The 20164-nt window shown below is 48.1% G+C and carries 21 protein-coding genes; 4 read left to right on the top strand and 17 right to left on the bottom strand.

Going from position 1 to position 20164, the window contains the following annotated elements; genetic code table 11:
* Positions 1 to 126 precede the first annotated feature (126 nt).
* The 4 genes from cyoE to A8L45_RS10725 are packed head-to-tail and all read right to left on the bottom strand — an operon-like array spanning position 127 to position 3431.
* Positions 127 to 1053: a heme o synthase gene (cyoE, locus tag A8L45_RS10740; protein WP_068902073.1), complete on the bottom strand. Its 927-nt coding sequence runs from the start codon at positions 1051 to 1053 to the stop codon at positions 127 to 129.
* Positions 1046 to 2110 carry a COX15/CtaA family protein gene (locus tag A8L45_RS10735; protein WP_068902071.1) on the bottom strand — a complete coding sequence of 355 codons (1065 nt, stop codon included), beginning with the start codon at positions 2108 to 2110 and terminating at the stop codon, positions 1046 to 1048. The genes cyoE and A8L45_RS10735 overlap by 8 nt, the downstream gene beginning before the upstream one ends.
* A 2-nt stretch (positions 2111 to 2112) precedes the next feature.
* Positions 2113 to 2661, bottom strand: coding sequence for a hypothetical protein (locus A8L45_RS10730; RefSeq protein ID WP_068902069.1), 549 nt, complete (start codon positions 2659 to 2661; stop codon positions 2113 to 2115).
* A complete protein-coding gene (locus A8L45_RS10725; RefSeq protein ID WP_068902182.1) occupies positions 2658 to 3431 on the bottom strand; it encodes an SURF1 family protein in 774 nt (257 codons plus the stop codon). The genes A8L45_RS10730 and A8L45_RS10725 overlap by 4 nt, the downstream gene beginning before the upstream one ends.
* Here A8L45_RS10725 and A8L45_RS23805 point away from each other — a divergent pair.
* Positions 3421 to 3627, top strand: a complete 207-nt coding sequence (locus A8L45_RS23805; RefSeq protein ID WP_083228295.1) for a DUF2909 domain-containing protein — start codon at positions 3421 to 3423, stop codon at positions 3625 to 3627. The genes A8L45_RS10725 and A8L45_RS23805 overlap by 11 nt on opposite strands.
* Before the next feature lie 18 nt (positions 3628 to 3645).
* On the opposite strand, the gene A8L45_RS10720 is transcribed toward A8L45_RS23805, so the two are convergent.
* The 5 genes from A8L45_RS10720 to lexA form a co-directional block, all read right to left on the bottom strand.
* Positions 3646 to 4542: a cytochrome c oxidase subunit 3 gene (locus A8L45_RS10720; RefSeq protein WP_068902067.1), complete on the bottom strand. Its 897-nt coding sequence runs from the start codon at positions 4540 to 4542 to the stop codon at positions 3646 to 3648.
* A 16-nt stretch (positions 4543 to 4558) separates the two neighbouring features.
* On the bottom strand, positions 4559 to 5107 hold the full coding sequence (locus A8L45_RS10715) for a cytochrome c oxidase assembly protein (RefSeq protein WP_068902066.1): 549 nt from the start codon (positions 5105 to 5107) through the stop codon (positions 4559 to 4561).
* A gap of 12 nt (positions 5108 to 5119) precedes the next feature.
* Positions 5120 to 6712, bottom strand: a complete 1593-nt coding sequence (gene ctaD, locus A8L45_RS10710; protein WP_068902064.1) for a cytochrome c oxidase subunit I — start codon at positions 6710 to 6712, stop codon at positions 5120 to 5122.
* A gap of 12 nt (positions 6713 to 6724) precedes the next feature.
* Positions 6725 to 7840, bottom strand: coding sequence for a cytochrome c oxidase subunit II (gene coxB, locus A8L45_RS10705; protein ID WP_068902180.1), 1116 nt, complete (start codon positions 7838 to 7840; stop codon positions 6725 to 6727).
* A gap of 469 nt (positions 7841 to 8309) precedes the next feature.
* Positions 8310 to 8933 (bottom strand): transcriptional repressor LexA, encoded by a 624-nt coding sequence (gene lexA, locus A8L45_RS10700; RefSeq protein ID WP_068902063.1) that lies wholly within the window; start codon positions 8931 to 8933, stop codon positions 8310 to 8312.
* 256 nt (positions 8934 to 9189) lie between these two features.
* Between lexA and plsB the strand changes: the two genes are divergently transcribed.
* A complete protein-coding gene (plsB, locus tag A8L45_RS10695; protein ID WP_068902062.1) occupies positions 9190 to 11625 on the top strand; it encodes a glycerol-3-phosphate 1-O-acyltransferase PlsB in 2436 nt (811 codons plus the stop codon).
* Between the two features lie 42 nt (positions 11626 to 11667).
* Here plsB and ubiA read toward each other — a convergent pair whose 3' ends face one another.
* Positions 11668 to 12528, bottom strand: a complete 861-nt coding sequence (ubiA, locus tag A8L45_RS10690) for a 4-hydroxybenzoate octaprenyltransferase (RefSeq protein ID WP_068902061.1) — start codon at positions 12526 to 12528, stop codon at positions 11668 to 11670.
* Positions 12515 to 13069 carry a chorismate--pyruvate lyase family protein gene (locus tag A8L45_RS10685; RefSeq protein WP_068902060.1) on the bottom strand — a complete coding sequence of 185 codons (555 nt, stop codon included), beginning with the start codon at positions 13067 to 13069 and terminating at the stop codon, positions 12515 to 12517. Before A8L45_RS10685 ends, ubiA begins: the two co-directional genes overlap by 14 nt.
* 145 nt (positions 13070 to 13214) lie before the next feature.
* Here A8L45_RS10685 and A8L45_RS10680 point away from each other — a divergent pair, with 145 nt between their 5' ends.
* Both A8L45_RS10680 and A8L45_RS10675 read left to right on the top strand, forming a co-directional pair.
* A complete protein-coding gene (locus A8L45_RS10680) occupies positions 13215 to 13631 on the top strand; it encodes a flagellar basal body-associated FliL family protein (protein ID WP_245680700.1) in 417 nt (138 codons plus the stop codon).
* Positions 13632 to 13735: 104 nt separating this feature from the next.
* The gene (locus A8L45_RS10675) at positions 13736 to 14389 is read left to right on the top strand and encodes a hypothetical protein (protein WP_068902058.1); all 654 of its coding nucleotides are present in this window, start codon (positions 13736 to 13738) and stop codon (positions 14387 to 14389) included.
* A 55-nt stretch (positions 14390 to 14444) separates the two neighbouring features.
* Here A8L45_RS10675 and glpG read toward each other — a convergent pair whose 3' ends face one another.
* The 6 genes from glpG to ftsY form a co-directional block, all read right to left on the bottom strand.
* Positions 14445 to 15269, bottom strand: coding sequence for a rhomboid family intramembrane serine protease GlpG (glpG, locus tag A8L45_RS10670; RefSeq protein ID WP_068902057.1), 825 nt, complete (start codon positions 15267 to 15269; stop codon positions 14445 to 14447).
* A 14-nt stretch (positions 15270 to 15283) separates the two neighbouring features.
* Entirely contained in the window at positions 15284 to 15613 is a 330-nt protein-coding gene (gene glpE, locus A8L45_RS10665) for a thiosulfate sulfurtransferase GlpE (protein ID WP_068902055.1), read from the bottom strand.
* Between the two features lie 319 nt (positions 15614 to 15932).
* Positions 15933 to 16793 carry an RNA polymerase sigma factor RpoH gene (gene rpoH, locus A8L45_RS10660; protein ID WP_068902053.1) on the bottom strand — a complete coding sequence of 287 codons (861 nt, stop codon included), beginning with the start codon at positions 16791 to 16793 and terminating at the stop codon, positions 15933 to 15935.
* A 130-nt stretch (positions 16794 to 16923) separates the two neighbouring features.
* The gene (gene ftsX, locus A8L45_RS10655; protein WP_068902051.1) at positions 16924 to 17835 is read right to left on the bottom strand and encodes a permease-like cell division protein FtsX; all 912 of its coding nucleotides are present in this window, start codon (positions 17833 to 17835) and stop codon (positions 16924 to 16926) included.
* The gene (gene ftsE, locus A8L45_RS10650) at positions 17828 to 18484 is read right to left on the bottom strand and encodes a cell division ATP-binding protein FtsE (RefSeq protein WP_068902049.1); all 657 of its coding nucleotides are present in this window, start codon (positions 18482 to 18484) and stop codon (positions 17828 to 17830) included. The genes ftsX and ftsE overlap by 8 nt, the downstream gene beginning before the upstream one ends.
* 5 nt (positions 18485 to 18489) lie before the next feature.
* Positions 18490 to 20073, bottom strand: coding sequence for a signal recognition particle-docking protein FtsY (gene ftsY / locus A8L45_RS10645; RefSeq protein ID WP_068902047.1), 1584 nt, complete (start codon positions 20071 to 20073; stop codon positions 18490 to 18492).
* Positions 20074 to 20164: the final 91 nt, after the last annotated feature.

Here is a 20164-nt window from a genome sequence, read left to right as displayed (position 1 = left end):
TAAGAACAGGGCGGGAAGTGTATCACCACACAACAGAGTGACGATATCGATAATCAGCACACATAAAACACAAAAGAAGGAAACTTGTACCCAGACACTGAAAGTATCTGGGTAAGTTATAATTCGTTACAGGCCAATAGCATACCAAGCATGATCGCCAAGAAGCACAACAAACAGCCCCATAATATGCCAAATTGAAAATTTGAATGTTTGCCAGGCCAGCCCTTTTTCATCAGAAAATTTTAGCCGCCACGCATAAGCGACAAAACCAAGATTCAAGGCAAGACTACCAATGAGGTAGAGATAACCGCTCATTCCCGATAACCAAGGCAACAAGCCAACAACAACTTGCAGCATAGTGTAGAGAAGCACCATGGTTTTAGTAAAATTGATTCCATGGGTCACAGGCAGCATAGGCACATCTGCTTTGGCATAATCATTTCTTCGGTGAATCGCCAACGCCCAGAAATGAGGCGGGGTCCAGGTGAAAACCAACATCACCAGGAGTAGAGCATGAGCATGTACTTCACCCGTTACTGCAACCCAACCCAGAAGTGGGGGCATAGCGCCGGCAAGACCGCCTATCACAATGTTCTGAGGCGTCGCATGCTTCAGCCACACTGTGTATACCAACGCATAACCAATCAAGCTGGCGAAGGTCAGCCAGGCAACCAGCGCATTGAGCGTGTACAACAAGACAAAACCAACAACCATCAACACGGTGCCAAAAGTCAGGGCATTTGCATTAGATACCCTCCCCTTGGCCATAGGACGTTTAAAGGTTCGTTGCATCTTACGGTCTATGCGCTTATCTAAAACATGATTGAAGACCGCTGCCGCTGAAGATTGCATCCCAATGCCTAACAGACCGATGATCACCGCGGTTGCCGGAGGCAAGCTTGGCACCGCCATGCACATCCCTACCAAGGCTGTTAATAACAACATGGCAACCACTTTCGGTTTGGTCATCTCAAGGTAATCCCGCCAGCCAGCGAGACCGATATCGTTAACCGTGCTCGTGATTGACTCTTGAGAGGGTGTTGCCTTATCCATGACTTATCCTCCGCGCATCCCTGCTTTTTGCAACGACTGATATTGGCTCAGTCCGATAAAATAATCGCATGTTGACATGAACCACGGCCAGTAAAAGGGCCAAGCCACACAGATTGTGCGCTACAGCAACAGGTAGTGGCAGCAAGGCCACTACATTGGTCACACCCAACGCTATCTGGAGACCAAGAAGTCCCAAAAGGGTAAGGCTGGCATTCCTACCCAGCACCCGATAAACCGCCAGTGCGAGCAAAGACAGCAGAATAGTCACCACCATGGCACCCAGTCTGTGCGTCGCGTGTATGGTCACTCTCTGATCAAAATTAAGCACACCGTACTGATAGGTTTGATGTTCCGGGACGATGGGGTTGAATGCAGAGGTATCGTATTTGCTGTACCAATCCACCTCGCAAACAGGCAATTGGGTACAAACTGTGGCCGCATAATTTGCCGAGGTCCAGCCGCCAAGAATAATCTGTACAACGGTCGCCAACAGTGCGGCAATCGCCAGTGCTTTTAGGCGACTGTCAATTTTTGTAGTGGGAGAGACAGGGTGATGAATGAGTTGATTCGGCGAGGGCGCACTACGATACTGCCGCCTTGCCAGTATAGCCAGCAAGGTCACGGTGCAAAACCCGCCCATGAGATGGCCCATTACGACAACAGGCATTAAATTCATGGTAACCGTCCACATGCCAAGCACAGCCTGAAACACCACAACAGCAAGTAAAATAGCCGGTATTGTTTTAGGTCTGTTTTTTTGCCGCCAAGACAGAAAGGCAATTCCGGCAATCATTAGACCTAGCCCACCCGCAATATAGCGGTGAATCATTTCATTCCACGCTTTTTCAACTTCTACTGGCGTTCCCGGATAGGCTTGTTCTGCAGATATGATTTGTTCCTGCGTCTGAGGAACCGTCAGAAAACCGTAGCATCCCGGCCAGTCAGGACAACCCAGTCCTGCTTCCGTCAGACGGGTGTACGCCCCCATGCCAACCACCAGCAGAGACCAGAAAAGAGTAATGTAAATAAATATGCGGTACGCTCTATCTCTATCCATGGCTAACCTACCTTTGACAATTTCATCAGTTTCCGTAAATCAGACAACAGCCCTTTTCCCTGCGCGATACGTGACTCGTTATCTGCAGGGATTGGATAGGCTAGGATCACGTTGTTAAGTGGGTCAGCGAGATAGAAGACATCGCCTTGGTGGTTGATAGGTAGCGCGCTGAGTTGAGCAAACACATCTTCATCAATTTGCTGTATCTGCAAGTCAGGATTACCTTTGAGCGGCAGGGACACATCATTAGACTGAGTCAGTACTATGCCTGTGAATCGATCGCGATTTGGACCGACGGCAATAGGAATCTGACCCAATTGGAACAGCGCATATTTGCAGGATTCTGTGCACTCCGAGGGCATGGGATAGACCACACGCCAGTCCCCTTTTTTATCAAGCCAGTCAGCTTCGATAATATCCTTGTCAGCAAAAAGCAGACCGTGATTGGTCGCGCCACCTTGATAAAGCCCCAATTCCAATACCAGTTTTGCAGCCGCGATGGGTAGAATGAATACCGCCGCGACAATCAGTAATGCTTGTTTTCCTTTCATTCTTCACGACTCCTTCGCCACCATATCACTGTCCCTATAACCACTACCGCAGCAAGACCGAACCACTGCAACGCGTAGGCATAATGTTTTTCCGGTTTCATTACCACGGGTTGCCAAACATGAACGGCTCCTGTTGAGGGTAAGATGTTGTCACCTGAACCAATGCCACTAACGGCGTCTGCTCTGATGATCCATGGCATGACGGAAATACCCGTCTGATTTTCAAATCTTGGGAGGTCAATACGCTGAACCCGCTTAGGCCAGCCTGTCATATTCTCTGTTTCAGATAACGTAACCATTGGTGAGGGAATGTCAGCAATACCTGTGACCTTATAGGTTCCTGAAAACGCTTGAATTGCCGGAAGTTCGCTTCTGTATTTGGGGGCAGGTAACCAGCCAAGTTCAAGAAGGACAGTGCTCGCCCCGACCGTCATCGGAGCAAACCAACGATAACCCGCAATACCCTTATGGGTTTGATTGTCGAGCAACAGACTCTGGCCCGTCTCTATGGTGCCGTTGAACTCAACGCGAATACCTTTGACCTTCTCACCCATCAAGCGTGGCGATGTAACCACAGTTTGTTCACGCTGAGCCATTACCTGAATAAGCTCTGCTTTTTCTGCGCCACGTCCTAGCTGCCAGAATCCGAGCTTGACCAACACCACGGTAAAGGCGACAGTGAATACCAGAAATCCGAAACGTCTCAGTTTACGTACTGACTCAGAGTCGTTGTTCTTATTACTGCCTGCTGGAGGCGTTATGCTGCTCAAAGGAATACTCGTCTGCCTGCTCGTTTTTATCATTTTTAACCTGTTCAGGGCGCTTCCAGTTCTTATCAAAGGTCAGTCGGACGTACCTATGTCCCGATACTTGGGACGTCGTGTTTTGTTCTCCGTCTTGGTGTTTGTCATCCTCTTGATAGCGCTAGCGACTGGAGCTATCGAGCCAAACTCACGCCCTTACTGAGCGAAATAACGGTCTTTGTCACAATATGTAGACGAAGACAAAGAGGCATAACCACACCACATCAACGAAGTGCCAGTACCATGCTCCCGCCTGAAAGGCGAAATGGCTGTTCGACGTCATATGCCCCTTCAATATGCGTAACCACACAAAGAACAAGATCACTGAGCCTAGGGTGACGTGTAATCCGTGGAAGCCCGTCAGTAAGAAGAACGTATTGCCATAAACCCCGGAATCGAGTTTTAGATTCAGATCCCTGTAAGCGTGGATATACTCTTCAACCTGAAAGTACAGGAAGACAAATCCCAAAATGATGGTGGCAAGCAAAAACCATGTGAGTTGCTTACGCTTGTCTTGCTCCAGACCAACGTGCGCGAAGTGAATAGTCACGGAAGAAGTGAGTAGCAGAAGTGTGTTAATCAGAGGTAGACCCATTGCTGGCATTGCCTGAGTCTCGGTACCTCCGGGCGTTTTGAGCAGAGGCCACTGTGCAACGAAGTCAGGCCACAAAACTGCCGCCGTCATTGCATTATTGCTGGCACCACCCAGCCATGGCACGGCGATCATTCTGGCGTAAAACAGTGCGCCGAAAAATGCCGCGAAGAACATGACCTCGGAGAAAATAAACCAGCTCATGCCTTGTCGAAATGACCGGTCCATTTGGCTGGAATAAAGTCCGCCCATCGACTCGTTAATGACATCTCGAAACCAACCCACCAGCATGATCAGAATAAGGCCGGTTCCCGCCAACAACATCCAAGGACCATTACCCCCAAACAAATCAGCCACTGTCGCACCAGCTCCCATCGCAATGAGAAATAACGCAACCGCACCGACTATCGGCCATGCACTCTGCTCTGGCACATAGTAGCGTTCATATTCTGTCGCCATGTCTGAATTCGATTCAGTCGTAGCCATAGTAACCTCGTAGCGATTATTGTGTGGCTGGCTCGGGTTTGGCCTCAAATAAGGTGTAAGCCAGCGTCATTGTATTAATGTCATCCGGAATACTCGGGTCGACATAGAAGACCAAAGGCAACTCGGCGCGCGCTCCTGCCGCCAGAGGCTGCCTGTTAAAACAAAAGCATTCGATCTTGTTGAGATACTGCGCCGCAAGCCCCGGACTCACTGAAGGCACGGCCTGACCGACCGCTTTCCATAGAGACAAGTTTTCGGCGCTGTAAGAGATTGTTTTCGTCTCACCCGGATGCACAGTGATGCGCTTTATCTCTGGTTTAAACGTCCAGTTAAGTCCCGGACGGATGTAAGCAATAAATTCCACTGTGACGGTGCGGGAGAAGTCCACCTGATTAATTTCTTCAGCGGCCTCACCACTGGTTTTACCGTTAATGCCTGTGATGTCACAAAAGACGTCGTACAGAGGCACTAAAGCGAAGGCGAATCCAAACATCAGCAACGCCATAAACGCTAGCTTTACCGCTGAACGATTATTGGTTTTTTCGTTGGTTTGGTCTGAATCCATATCGCCTCCGGCTTAATCAATTCTCGGTGGTGTGGAGAAAGTATGGTAAGGCGCAGGAGAAGGTACTTCCCACTCGAGGCCTTCTGCGCCATCCCATGGTTTGGCTGGCGCTTTCTCACCACCGCGGATGCACTTAACAATCAACGCCAAGAAAATCAGCTGGGACAAACCAAAGGCAAACCCCCCAATGCTGACAATCGCATTGATATCAGCAAACTGGAGCGCATAATCTGGAATTCGGCGCGGCATACCAGCCAATCCAAGGAAGTGCATTGGGAAGAAGAGGACATTGACGGATATCAGAGAACACCAGAAGTGCCAAGAAGCCAGCTTGGTGTCATACATGTGCCCTGTCCATTTCGGTAGCCAATAATAGGCTGCTGCCATGATTGAGAAGATAGCCCCACTCACCAACACATAATGGAAGTGAGCGACAACGAAATAGGTGTCATGGTATTGGAAATCAACAGGAGTGATTGCAAGCATCAATCCCGAGAAGCCGCCGATAGTGAACAAGACAATAAATGCCAGAGCAAACAGCATTGGCGTCTCAAAGGTCATCGACCCCCGCCACATGGTAGCTACCCAGTTAAACACCTTGACCCCCGTCGGTACCGAGATCAGCATGGTGCAGAACATGAAGAAGAGCTCAGCAAAAACCGGCATCCCTGTAGTGAACATATGGTGAGCCCATACAATGAAGCTCAAGCCAGCAATCGAGGCGGTGGCGTAAACCATTGAGGCATAACCAAACAATTTCTTGCGTGAAAAAGCAGGGACGATGGCAGAAATGATGCCAAAGCTTGGCAAAATCATGATGTACACTTCGGGGTGGCCAAAGAACCAGAAGATATGCTGGAACATAACGGGATCACCGCCACCGGCGGCATCAAAGAACGACGTTGCGAAATATTTATCCGTCAGAACCATGGTCACTGCCCCGGCAAGAACAGGCATCACAGCAATTAACAGGAAAGCGGTGATGAACCATGTCCAGACAAACAGTGGCATTTTCATATAGGTCATGCCGGGCGCACGCAAATTCATTATGGTAACAATCACATTGATGGCTCCCATAATCGAACTGATACCCATTATGTGAACTGCGAACACAAACAAGGCCGTACTGTCAGGGGAATAGGTCGTCGACAAAGGTGCGTAGAAAGTCCAGCCGAAGTTTGGACCGCCACCTTCCATAAACAGCGACATCAACAAGATCGCGAATGCAAAGGGTAGGATCCAGAAGCTCCAGTTATTCATCCTTGGTAAAGCCATGTCTGGCGCGCCAATCATCATGGGCACCATCCAGTTAGCCAAACCGGTAAATGCTGGCATAACAGCACCGAAGACCATAATAAGACCGTGCACTGTCGTCATCTGGTTGAAAAAGTTCGGTTCGACCAGTTGTAAGCCCGGCTGGAATAATTCGGCACGTATCACCATGGCCATCGCGCCGCCAGTTAAAAACATAGCGAAACTGAACAGCAAGTACATGGTACCTATATCTTTATGATTGGTAGTCAGTACCCACCGCATGATCCCGGAAGGTTTATGGTCGTGATCATGGTGGTCTGCGCCAACCTGATCAGGGGTCATATCCGTCATCTGACGCTCTCCTTAAAGCTCTTTGCCGTTTAGCACCGCATTTATCTGCGCCGCCTGGACAGACTCGCCAGTATTGTTACCCCACGCATTGCGCTGATAAGTCACCACCGCTGCCAATTCTTTAAGGGTAAGTTGTTTACCAAACGCCTGCATTGCCGTTCCTTGTCTGCCGTTCACAATAGTGTCGACATGCTCAAGCACCCTGCTTGGATTCACCGCAATATCCGCTTTAGCAATGGCAGGGAAAACACCCGCAAGTCCTTCGCCGTTTGGCATGTGACACGCAGCACAACGGGCGAGATACACTTCCTCGCCTACTGACATCAAGTCATCCATGGGCATTTTCATGTCCAGCAACTTTTGCTCTTCTTGCTTGGCGGCAAGCTGTGTTGCTGCTGTTTTCTGTACCCATTGCTCAAACTCATCTACAGGTTTTGCGATCACAACCACTGGCATGAAGCCGTGGTCTTTACCACACAGCTCAGTGCACTGCCCGCGATAAATCCCTGGCTTATCAATTTTAGTCCACGCTTCATTAATAAAGCCGGGGTTGGCATCTTTCTTCACTGCAAAGTCTGGCACCCACCAAGAGTGGATGACGTCTTCTGACGTGATCAAAAAACGCACTTTTTTGCCGATGGGCAGTACTAGCGGTCTGTCGACTTCGAGAAGATACGTTTCCCGTTTGGGTTTTTCATTTGCGATCTGCGCTGGAGAGGAGGCGAGTAAAGAGTAATATTCAACGTCATGATCGAAATATTTATAGTGCCACTTCCATTGCGAGCCAGTGACCTGAACGGTGATGTCAGGGTCACTGGCATCTTCCATAGCAAGCAGCACTTTGGTCGCAGGAACGGCCATACCAACGAGGATAAGAAAAGGAACGACAGTCCATGCCACCTCTACCTTGGTGCTCTCGTGAAATGAGGCAGCAACAGCACCTTTTGATTTTCGATGGTGAATGATGGACCAAAACATAACGCCAAAAACAAGGACACCAATGATGATACATATATACAGTATCGTCATGTGAAGCCCATACACCTGCTCACTAATCTCAGTGACACCACGGGTTAAATTCAGGGACTGCCCTGACTCTGCCCATACTGAAAATGCAGGCACAAACATGGAAAACACGAACAGTAGACGGGTAATCACTCGATCCCTCCTAAGTTTCACAAAGGTTCCAGAGACGCCTGAGTTATAAAATGGCAATTATAGTTAATGCGTCGTTAAGAGATTGTTACCTAATAAACCTAGAAAAGGAAAGGGCATAGGACAAAAAACAAGCAATTTATTGCCCTGAAACTTGAACGGATACACGAAATTTCGACATGAGGACAGGTGTTGCAATACTTGAATCAAGAACCCGCCTAGAAATAGCAGTTAGCAAGATACTATTTTGAAAAATATAATTTTTTATTTGATAGGGAAAGGATCACTTATTTTCACTGCGACCGTGTGTCGCAATTGTTGTTCGTATCTATTACCGCAGTGGGTACGACAAAGCCTGTAAAAAGTAAAATATACGAGACAGCTTGGTTTTTTGTCGCCAAGCCGCCATAAAACACGAAAATGTTACTTATTTGTGATTTTTTCACATCCAGTCAGTGTTACGGATAACACCTACTGCGATCCCCTCAATTGATAAACTTTCCTGAGTTAAATCAACCACAATTGGGGAGAAGTCTTCATTTTCAGCATGCAGGAGCACTTCAGTTCCGTTCTTTTCGAGCCTTTTGACGGTCACATCATCTTCGACTCTGGCAACAACGACCTGTCCATTTCTCACGTCCTGTGTACGGTGAACAGCCAACAAATCTCCATCAATGATACCGATATCCTTCATACTCATCCCGTTAACACGCAGAAGAAAATCTGCAGAAGGTTTGAATAGAGAAGGGTCCACATTGTAGTGAGTCTCTACATGTTCCTGAGCCAGGATAGGCTCGCCAGCTGCAACACGGCCAATCAATGGCAGACCTTGTTCGTCATTGGCGGGTTCGGTATTGACCAGCAGTCGAATACCTCGTGATGCGCCGGGTACGATTTCAAGCACACCCTTTCTGGCTAGCGCTTTCAAATGTTCTTCAGCAGCATTGGCAGATCGGAAACCCAGCTCACGAGCAATTTCAGCCCGCGTTGGTGGCATACCTGTTTCATCAATCTTAGCTTTGATTAAATCAAAAACTTCTTGTTGTCTCGTTGTTAACGGCTTCATGGCTTGACCTGTCTTTTTATACAGTTAACTGTGAGTATATCCAGTGTTTTAACCATTGAAAAGCCAATCAGTTATTATTTAGCCATTTGTGTGCACCGAAACGGGAGATGCCTCCCGCCATCTTTGTAATATGAAAAAGCTAAGAACTTCTCAGTTCAATCACTAAAAGATCACGATTTACGGCGATCAACCAGCAGTTCACAGGGGTATTTTCTGCTATGCTTGCCGCGCACTAAACGTATGAGGCCGCAATTCCATGTCTGCTTGGCAATCCATTTATCATAAGCTATTGAATTTACCTGTTTCTACGCTGGTTAAAACAATCAGTATTCCTTCGGACCCAGTTAATGAGCTTGATCTGGACCTTTCCAGACCTGTTGTTTACGTGCTCCCTTTCCACTCGCACACTGACTTACTTACGCTTAGAGCCAGTTGCTTAAAACATCAGTTGCCAGATCCTCTGGAACCGCTGCAGATCAATGGCAAATCATTTAGCCGATATGTATTCATTTCTGAAGGGAACCGTCTGCTCAATCGAAAAGACGAAATACCCGAAAAATCACTGGATTTATTTGGCGAATTGTTGGAGCTGCACAAGCAGGACAGTGAATTAGATATCCAGTTGGTCCCCGCTTCAGTGGTATGGGATCGCTCGCCGGGTAATGAAACCAGAACCCATGGTCCATCGTTGAAGCCTATGAATGGCCCGCAGAAAGCCTGGGCCATTATCACCCTTGGCCGCGACGGCATGGTTCGTTTTAGCCGCGCTGTCTCACTTCGTCTGATGGCAGACCAACATGGCACTGATGCCAGTATCGCGCAAAAGCTCGCAAGGGTGGCTAAGATTCATTTCTCTCGCCAGAAACGCGCAGCCTCCGGGCCTAAACTCCCTGATAGACAGGCATTGTTTGCCAGATTGCTCAACTCAAAAGCCATTGAAAAAGTGGTCGCAGAGGAGGCGAAAAGCCGCAACGTTCCGAGTGATAAAGTGCGAAAAGAAGCGATTGATATGCTTGAAGAGATCGCGGCTAACTTCTCACCCAAGCTGATCCGGCTGCTCGATCGCGTGCTGACCTACATCTGGAACAAAATCTATCAAGGTATTGAAATCAATAATGCTGAGCGAGTAAGACAACTGGCACAGGACGGTCATGAGATTGTTTATGTGCCCTGCCATCGCTCACATATGGATTACCTTCTGCTTTCATATGTTCTCTATAAAGAAGGGTTAGTGCCACCACACATTGCTGCCGGGGTAAACCTTAACTTCTTCCCTGCTGGCACTATTTTCCGTCGCAGCGGCGCATTCTTTATCCGTCGGTCTTTTAAGGGTAACCGACTCTACTCGACCGTGTTCCGTGAATATCTGGCTGAGCTGTTTGCTCGTGGCTATTCTGTCGAATACTTTTCAGAAGGTGGCCGTTCACGGACTGGACGCCTGCTGGCGGCAAAGACAGGCATGGTTGCGATGACACTGCAAGCTATGCTCAGAGGATTGAAACGCCCTGTTACGCTGGTTCCTGTTTACATCGGTTACGAGCACGTCATGGAAGTGGCTACTTACTCCAAAGAGCTGCAAGGTAAACGTAAAGAAAAAGAGAGTCTTGGGCAGGTATTAGGGATTTGGCGCAAGCTGCGCAATTTTGGTAAAGGCTACGTCAACTTCGGTGAGCCCATCTCTATCAACCAGCACCTGAATGAAAATGTGCCTAACTGGCATGAGTCCATCAATCCGGTAGAGCCTCAACGCCCAGAGTGGCTGATCCCCACAGTCAACCAGCTGGCAGATAAAATGATGACGGGCATTAACAGTGCGGCGGCGACCAACGCGCTAACGCTATGCGCAACCGCTCTATTGGCGTCCAGACAACGTGCATTGAGCCGTGATGCTTTGGAAGCTCAAATTGGCTTATACCTTGACCTCCTCCGCCATGCGCCCTACTCGACGTCGAGGACTGTCCCTGATGAGTCAGCCTCTGAGATGGTTGAGCATGCGCTGTCACTGGATAAGTTTCTTGTTGAGCGAGATTCACTGGGTGACATCATCTCTCTGAACAGACAGCAATCCACACTGATGACCTACTATCGCAACAATATTATCCATCTTTTTGCGATACCTTCACTCATCGCCCAGCAGCTGGTATGTAAAGACACACTAACTTATAGTGAGCTTTGCCATACAGTCCGGACCCTCTATCCCTTCTTCAAAGCCGAACTGTACATGCGTAATGCCGACCACTATCTCGATGATTACGTCGACAATATCCTCTTTATAATGACAGACACTGCGCTTATTCAGCGAGATGGGGATACGCTCTCGATAAACCCGGCCAAACTCAATCAGCTTCAACTACTCGGTCGAACAGTGGCGGAAACGCTTCAGCGATATGCAATCACGCTGACCCTATTGAGTCACCATCAACCGGGTAAAGCAGAGCTGGAAAAACAAAGCCTGATGATGGCACAACGTTTATCACGTCTGCATGGCATCAATGCACCTGAATTTTTCGACAAAGGGGTATTCAGTATCTTAGTGACAACGCTGAGAAAGCAAGGCTATGCCGACGACAATTGCTGTTCGACACAGGAAGAGAAACTGGCAGAATTAATGAAGATTGTCACGTCTCTCATCTCGCCCGATGTGAAACTGACCATACAGGCGATTCTTAATCAGCCGATCGAAAAGCAATAAACCTCAATAAAAAAACGAGCCGCCGTTTTTATATGTAACTCTTTAGTGAAGAAGCAGACTGGCCGCGATACCGAGAAACACCAACATCCCAACATAATTGTTGTTGAGAAATGCCTGGAAGCACACATCACGCCCGCGAGTCCGGATAATCACTTGTTGGTAAACCAGCAGAGCCGAGGCAGCACACAAACCGAGGTAGTAGGGAATTGTCAGCTGTGCCAGCAGACCCACTACCACCATCAAAGCAATGAACAAGAGCTGGAGAATTCCCACAATGAGGCGGTCGAAACGGCCGAATAAAATCGCCGACGACTTGACGCCAATTTTCACATCATCATCTCTGTCAACCATGGCGTACAGGGTGTCATACGCCACTGTCCACGCGATATTTGCAACGAACAACAGCCAGGCTACGAGGGGCAATTCTCCCGCCTGGGCAGCGTAGGCCATGGGAATCGCCCAGCCGAATGCCATACCCAACACCAGTTGTGGCATATGGGTGTAACGCTTCATGAAGGGATAGATGAACGCCAACAGCAACCCAACAACAGATAAACTGACCGTGAACCAGTCCAGTGTCATCACCAAGGCGAATGATATCAGCACCAAAACCAAAAAGAGCGCAATAGCCTCTTTAGACGATACCAGCCCAGAAGGGAGCGGACGTAGCTTGGTCCGTTTCACATGACCATCCACTTTGCGATCAGCGAAATCATTGATCACACAACCCGCAGCGCGCATTGAAACGACACCCGCAATGAAAACCAACAAGATATGGGGATCAGGAAGACCATTGGCAGCCACAAACAACGCCCATAAGGTCGGCCACATTAAAAGCAGCGTACCGATTGGCCTGTCCATTCGGGTTAGCTGCCAGAATGCTCTGACTTTAGTGGCTTCCATTCGCAACGTCCTCAGTAAAGTACACAGGGGAGTGAGGAAGGAAGACCTCACACACCAGCATAGGTTTTTCATTTAACCAGAGTCGAGACCGTCTTGCATGAAGCCTTCCGTCTGCCACATCCAGTGTTGTCACTTCAAGTGCGTCTCGCCGCGCAGTTTCATGAGTGAAAACACGCTGCCCTAACGGAACGGCACCGAGTTCCGCAATGTCTTCTTCCTGATCAGTCAGGGTAGACAGTGGCATTAGCGTACGGGCGCAAATCCATGGGATACCATCCCCAATCAACACCACGTCCCTTACTAAACAGTCTTCATCATTCAGAAGATGCTTTTCCGTCTCGGTGAGGGTATCTGCCGGGTATTTTTCCAATGAAATGACACGGACCTCGAGCTCACGGCAGAAGTGTTTTAGCCTTTCTGTCATCGAACCGGGTTCAAGCAGCCATGCTCCCTTTGACGTTCCTTCCAATCCCTGCCAATCTGGGCAATCCCATTGCGCCGTTCGCAGCGCTGATAAATATAATGACTTGAATTCTGTCATGTTATCCTGATATCAAATGACAAAAACGACATACAAGTGGCCGAGATGGTCAATAATTACCTCTATATTAATGCTGTATTGTACACCGCTGAGGTTCATTCAGTGAAACCCAAACAGGAATCAGACTAACTTCTGAGCTATGACTATGATGAAAAAACTTCGCCACCTGTCTCTCATACTTCTTCTTCTCCCATCACTCCCTTTTTCAGCTCTTGCTGAAGAGGGAGCCTCTGCGGCACCTTCTTTTGTTTACTACACAATGCAACCAGAGATCACTACTAACTATATAACGTCAGGCGCCAAGGTTGGGTTCATCAATGTTAAGGTGCAATTAATGCTGGAAGACCCAACACTCGAGGCTACTGTTGCTTATCATCAAGGACTTTTGCGGGACGCACTCATAAATATCATCAGTAAAGAACCGGAAACTAACATTAAATCCATGGCAGGCCGCGAAGCACTGCGTGAAAAGTGTTTAACACAATTAAATGCCCTTCTCGAAGCCGAAACCAAGCAAATCATCATCAAAGATCTGTTATTTACTAAATACCTTTATCAATAGTGACCCAAGGTACAGGTGCTCTGGTTGGAACCTTTTTCATTTTAAATACACACATGTTCATAGATGTCATTGAAGGTGTATTTGAAAAATAGAAGGAAAACGTTATGTCAATAAATAAGGGATTTGACGGCATCCCTAATATGAACTTTCAGGGGATGCCTCCGCAGCACTTATACGCAAGACCTCTTGCACCTGAGCCAATGGTTACGGGCATATCTGATGATGTTAATACTGACGATGAAGGACAAACCCAACATGCGGCAGTGCTGGATAAAGATATCGGTGAACTGCAGATGAATGGTCACTCTGCCAGAAATTTGCATCGATTAGGCCTCAAGCCAGTCTCTTTAGACGGTGATAAAAAAGTCGAAGAAAATGCGCTGGAAGAGGAGAAAGCTCAAGATAAGCTTGAGAACCAAACTGCTATTGATGAGCTGGAAAAGCTGCTGGTAAAACAGGAAAAAAATAACGAAACCATCTCAATGGCGCATCTGATCATTAACCTTGTTATTGCGCTAGTGAAGAGCGATCCGAAACAGGCCGAGCAGGTATTAGCAAGTTTGAGCGGTATGCTGAAAAGCGGAGGGGTTCGCGTACAGGTTCCCGTGATTGATGTGATAGATAGCGGCGCACTAAAATCAACGAAATTTGAACTGATGTTGAAGAAGATGGTGATTGACCCTGATGTTACACCTCAGCTGGTCAACGAGCTCAAAGGCGCTGAAGCAGGAGAGAACGTAAAGGAGCAAGGTAAATAACACCAGCACAGCCACTGCTCAAAGGTGCGCAAGTCATTTATGCGCACCTTGCCTGTTACTTGCGTGATGCCAACCATCCCATTACGCAACCTGAGGCCAGCCCTGCCAAATGAGCAATATTGGCAATTTTCATTCCCATTGGCTCATAGAAACCAATGACCAACCAAACAAGCATGAATCCGATGTGGGCTTTCTCGATAGACACCCCTTTATGTGGCGCAAAATAACCCATCATCCATACATAACCCAAGAGGGCATAAACAACGCCGGAGAGGCCGCCAAAGTTTGGTCCCTCAGCCAGATACTGCGCCAATCCTGAAAAAGCAGCCGACACGAAAAATATCTGTAGTAGTGACCATTTGCCGAGCCTCTGCTCAATTCGACCGCCAAGAACCCACCACCAGACAAGGTTGAACACCAGGTGCAGGGTCGAAAAATGAATGATTCCATGGCTGAACCAGCGCCATACCTGCCAAGATTCACTGACATCTGCAGGAAAGTGTAATATTGAAAAAACAGGACCAATAAATCCCAGCCAGCTAACACTGAATACAGCAATGCAAATCACCATAACAGATAGAGTGATCAATCCTGCCTGCTCTTTCACGAGGGAAAGTATGCCTGGTGCACTGTAGTTAAAACTCGCAGTTCGACTCTCGGCTACCTTCCATGAAGACTCAAGATATTTGTCTCGATTTGGGTTCTCCAGAAACTGTTGGAACTCAGCCTCAGCAAGGCTCTTATGCTGATCTTCCACCAGCCAGATAGCCAGTTGCCCCTCACCTTCAGGGCTAAGCTTAAGCTCTACCCCGAGGGTGTCCATGTAGTCGACAAACGCCTGCGCCATTCTGTGATTGCTGATAGCGCCCAATCTAAACATTTTATAAACGCCTTTTACTCCGAAGGTTGGACAGGTAACGAGGCACGATGCCACGCTTCAAAGCCACCATCTACACTATATACTTCCTCAAAGCCCTGATTGATCAAGTACTGGGCTGCGCCCTGACTGCTTATGCCGTGATAACACATCACCAGTACAGGCTGTTCAAAATCAACTTCCTGCATGAGGGTGACCACGGTGTCATTTGTTAGGTGGAATGCTCCCTCTGCATGAGATAACTGGAATGACTGAGGATCCCGGATATCGACCATAACGCCGGGTTGATCCTGTTTATTCATCATCGTCCACGCATCTGAAACTGAGATATGCGCAAAATTTTCCATAGGTTATTCCACTCCAAACCGGAAGTTTTAAAAAAACATGGCACCGCGACACAGGAGGCGAGTACCGATTAGCACTTATTCTACATGACTTTTTTCTATGACAGCAGAGAGTCACACTCCCGGATAGAGCAAACTTTGTCCAGCTGTGGAAAATCCTGTGAATTGCGTTGATAAGGGTTGATCACCCATTTGGATCCACTAGATGTAGTATCGATCCTTTAATAAGCTGTGTATAACTTTATGAGGATAAGATTGTAACCCTTCATCCAGCACAAAAAAACCGGCCTCAGCCGGTTCTTTTTCAGTTTAAGAGATAACCTTAAATGTCATCACCTACCGCGACTTTAAGCTTTTTCATCGCGTTCTTTTCGAGCTGTCGAATACGTTCAGCGGACACTTGATAATGCTCGGCAAGTTCCTGCAAGGTCGGCTTATTGTCGTCCAGCCATCGTGAACGGACAATGTGCTGGCTGCGGTCATCAAGTGTTGAAATAGCCTGCGCAAGACGTCTGTTCGCATGGTCTTCCCAGTTTTGGGCTTCAATGTTATCCGCCAGATCAGACGACTTGTCTTCGAGGAAGAAAACAGGTGCAGCAGGTCCACCATCACGATCATCGTCGTCTGGAGTGGCATCGAAGCCTGCGTCTTGTGCAGCGAGCCTGGACTCCATTTCACGCACCTCTGCAGCATCAACACCAAGCTGCTCAGCAACCATGTTGACCTCTTCCGCGTTGAACCATCCAAGGCGTTTTTTCGCTTTTCTAAGGTTAAAGAACAACTTACGTTGCGCCTTGGTAGTTGCTACTTTCACGATGCGCCAGTTGCGTAACACATACTCGTGAATTTCCGCCTTGATCCAATGAACAGCAAAAGAGACAAGCCTGACACCCACTTCAGGGTTGAAGCGTTTTACCGCTTTCATCAAGCCAATATTACCTTCCTGAATTAAGTCAGAGACAGGCAACCCATAACCGGAATAGCCTCGTGCTATATGAACAACAAACCTAAGATGCGACAGGATCAGGCTTTTCGCCGATTCCAAATCACCCTCGTAATGCAGACGCTCAGCTAACCGACGCTCTTCTTCCGCTGACAGCATTGCATAGCTGTTAACGTTTTGCAGGTAGCTGTCATAGCTATCCTGGGAGATCGGAGCCAGTGCGTACATTTCTGTTGTCATCGTCACCTCGTCTATTGTTGATCCTTCGGATCGGGGAAAACGTCCACTGTGATCCGATATGATGTACTTTAAACGCACAAAACTCAAGCATTGCTCTCTAAAACAATCTTTAGTCAGGTACAGTTGATCATTAGACTGGGTTCAACTTTTTAAGATGTTTCGCTGTCGCCAGCCTTGCTGCCAACAACCCAGTAAATGATGCTAAGAGCAGTAAGATAATCAGTTCATCGGCACGAAGGCCTGATAACATAAACTGACTGTCATACAGTGCTGCTAGTGATGATACGGCCCTGTCCAGAAATAAGGTCACCAGCAGAGTAATAAACCACGCCAATATCGCACCCGATAAACCCAGCCACGCCCCCTGATACAGGTATGGGCGCAGTATAAAGCTGTCTGTCGCTCCAACCAGCTTCATTACTTGAATTTCTTCTTTATGGCTGAGTACGGTCAGTCGCAGTGTATTACCTATAATAAGGAATACCCCAATCAACATCAGCAAAGAAAAAGTAACGGTCAGCGCGAGAATAACTTGTTCGAGAGCTTGTAGGCGTTGCAACCAGTCACGATCAAGCCGCACCTCTTCTATCTGGCTCTTCAACCCTATCGTCGTCGCCAACATTGAGACATCATTGGGCGTGGCCGTTTCAATCGCTGTCACCAATATGACCGCCGGTAACGGGTTTTCTTCCAGCAGACTGATAGACTGCTCGAAACCCGAATGCGCTCTGAGCTGCTCAAGTCCAAGATCTGGGCTGATATATTCAGCCGAAGCGATATCCTTTACCTTAGTGAGGGCCTTGGCAAGATTAGTTCCCTCTTTTTGCGAAACATTTTCCGCTAAATACACAGTTATCTGTGTCGGGCTCTGCCATTGTCCTTTTACCTCTAACAAGTTCTTACTCAGTAAAAACAGTGTTGTGGGCAGGCTTAACGCAACCGCGAGTACTAAAATAGTCAGCAAATGGTTGGCCGGGCGAGCAACAATTTCCTTGAATGCCTGCCCACCTTGTTCGATGTGGATTCGTAAAAAGTTAGCCATTCAACCTACCCTGCACCAGATCAAGACGACGAATATCCGGGTAGCTATCAAGTAAGGAGGTATCATGGGTTGCCATCAACACTGTCACACCAATACGGTTAAATTGACGAAATAACGACATAATCTGTTGCGACAACTCTGCATCAAGATTACCTGTTGGCTCATCAGCAATCAGCACCAGCGGGCGGTTGACAACTGCACGGGCGATACCGACACGCTGTTGTTCACCTCCCGACAGCTGAATAGGCAGACACATTGCTTTATCAAGCAGGCCAACCTTATCTAATGCCGCAGATACCCGCTTTTTCACATCGTTATCATCAGCGAGGTTGATTCGCAGTGGTAACGCCACATTGTCGAAAACAGTGCGATCCATCAGCAATTTATGATCCTGAAAAATAACCCCTATCCTGCGGCGCAGGAAGGGGACATCTTTGTGAGGAAGACGGGAAATATCATGTCCGTTAAACTGTATGACGCCGTCACTGGGACGCTCCATCGCGCAGAGTAGCTTCAACAGTGTGCTTTTACCGGCACCGGAGTGACCGGTCAAAAAGGCCATTTCACCTTTTTCGAGCTGGAAACTGACCTTCTGTAGAGCCTGCCTTCCCCCTTGGTAGGCCTTACTGACCTGCTGAAACCGAATCAAGCTGCTTATTCCTCCCTGCTGAACAGCGCCTCAATAAATTCTTCTGCTGCGAATTCTCTCAAATCGTCAATACCTTCACCGACACCAATATAACGAAGCGGGATCTTAAACTGATCGGCGACGGCAAAAATAACACCGCCTTTCGCCGTTCCGTCCAGTTTGGTCAGGCTAATACCGGTGAGTGGTGCAATATCGTTAAATAAACGTGCCTGACTGATGGCATTCTGTCCAGTCCCTGCATCGATTGTCAGCATGATTTCATGCGGAGCATTCGGGTCAAGTTTCTTCATGACACGAACAATCTTACGCAACTCTTCCATCAGGTTAGCTTTGTTTTGGAGGCGGCCCGCTGTATCTGCAATCACTACATCAACATTTCGCGCTTTTGCGGCTTCAATTGAGTCATAGATCACTGAAGCACTGTCGGCGCCCGTATGCTGTGCGACAACGGGAACATTATTTCGCTCACCCCATACCTGCAGCTGCTCAACGGCTGCAGCGCGGAACGTATCACCAGCAGCAAGCATCACAGACTTGCCCTGTTGCTGAAACTGCTTGGCAAGTTTTCCGATGGTCGTGGTTTTACCCACACCGTTAACGCCCACCATAAGGATCACAAAGGGACCATTTTGGGCTGTCGTGGTATCCAATGGCTGTTCTACCTCAGAGAGAATATCAGCCATCTCTTGCTTCAGCAGACCATACAGTGCTTCACCATCTTTAAGTTCTTTGCGGCTGGCTTTGTCTGTCAGACTGTCAATGATCTTGGTCGTCGTATCCATACCAACATCAGCGATCAGTAGCTGCTCTTCCAACTCCTCAAAAAGCTCATCATCGATTTTCTTACCACTGAATAGACCAAAGAAACCCGCACCAATATTCACTTTGGTTTTCTGTAGTCCGCGTTTTAGACGAGCAAAGAAACCTTCACGTTTGGGTTTTTCTTTTTCTGCGGTTTCAGCCTGTGCTTGTTGGCGAAGTGCCTCATCAGCAGCTTGAGCCTCTTCTTCTGCACGAGCCTGAGCTTCTGCTTCAATTCGTGCTTCTTCTTCAGCAATAGCCTTGGCTTCCGCCTCTGCCTTTAAGCGTGCTTCTTCTTCGGCGCGAGCCTTGGCTTCAGCCTCTGCCTTTAAGCGTGCTTCTTCTTCGGCGCGGGCCTTGGCTTCAGCCTCTGCCTTTAAGCGCGCCTCTTCCTCTGCACGCGCTTTGGCTTCAGCCTCTGCTTTTAAACGTGCTTCTTCTTCGGCGCGAGCCTTGGCTTCCGCCTCTGCCTTTAAGCGTGCTTCTTCTTCGGCACGCGCTTTGGCTTCAGCCTCTGCCTTTAAACGTGCCTCTTCTTCTGCACGAGCCTGAGCTTCCGCTTCTGATTTACGACGCGCTTCTTCTTGTTCACGAAGAGTTGCAGCTTCGGCTTCAAGCCTTGCCTGCTCTTCAGCCAACGCGGCAGCTTTTTGCTGTGCTACCTCTTCTGCCATATTATCTTGTTCTACCGCAGTGTCCTGTTCGACAGACTGGGTTTCTTCTTGCTGTTCTTTTTTGCGGCCAAAGCCCAGCCAGGACATAAATCCGCGTTTCTTTTTTTCTGCCATTGGCAAATCCTAAAGCTTGATTGATACAATCAGCGCTAATTACATTAACTGTTCAAATGATGCGCGTGCGGCAACACCGCCGCTGTGCAGA

This window comes from Veronia pacifica (genome assembly GCF_001707825.1).
Lineage (GTDB): Bacteria > Pseudomonadota > Gammaproteobacteria > Enterobacterales > Vibrionaceae > Veronia > Veronia pacifica.
Note: the sequence above shows the minus strand (reverse complement) of the source record. Positions and strands in the feature narration are given on the sequence as shown.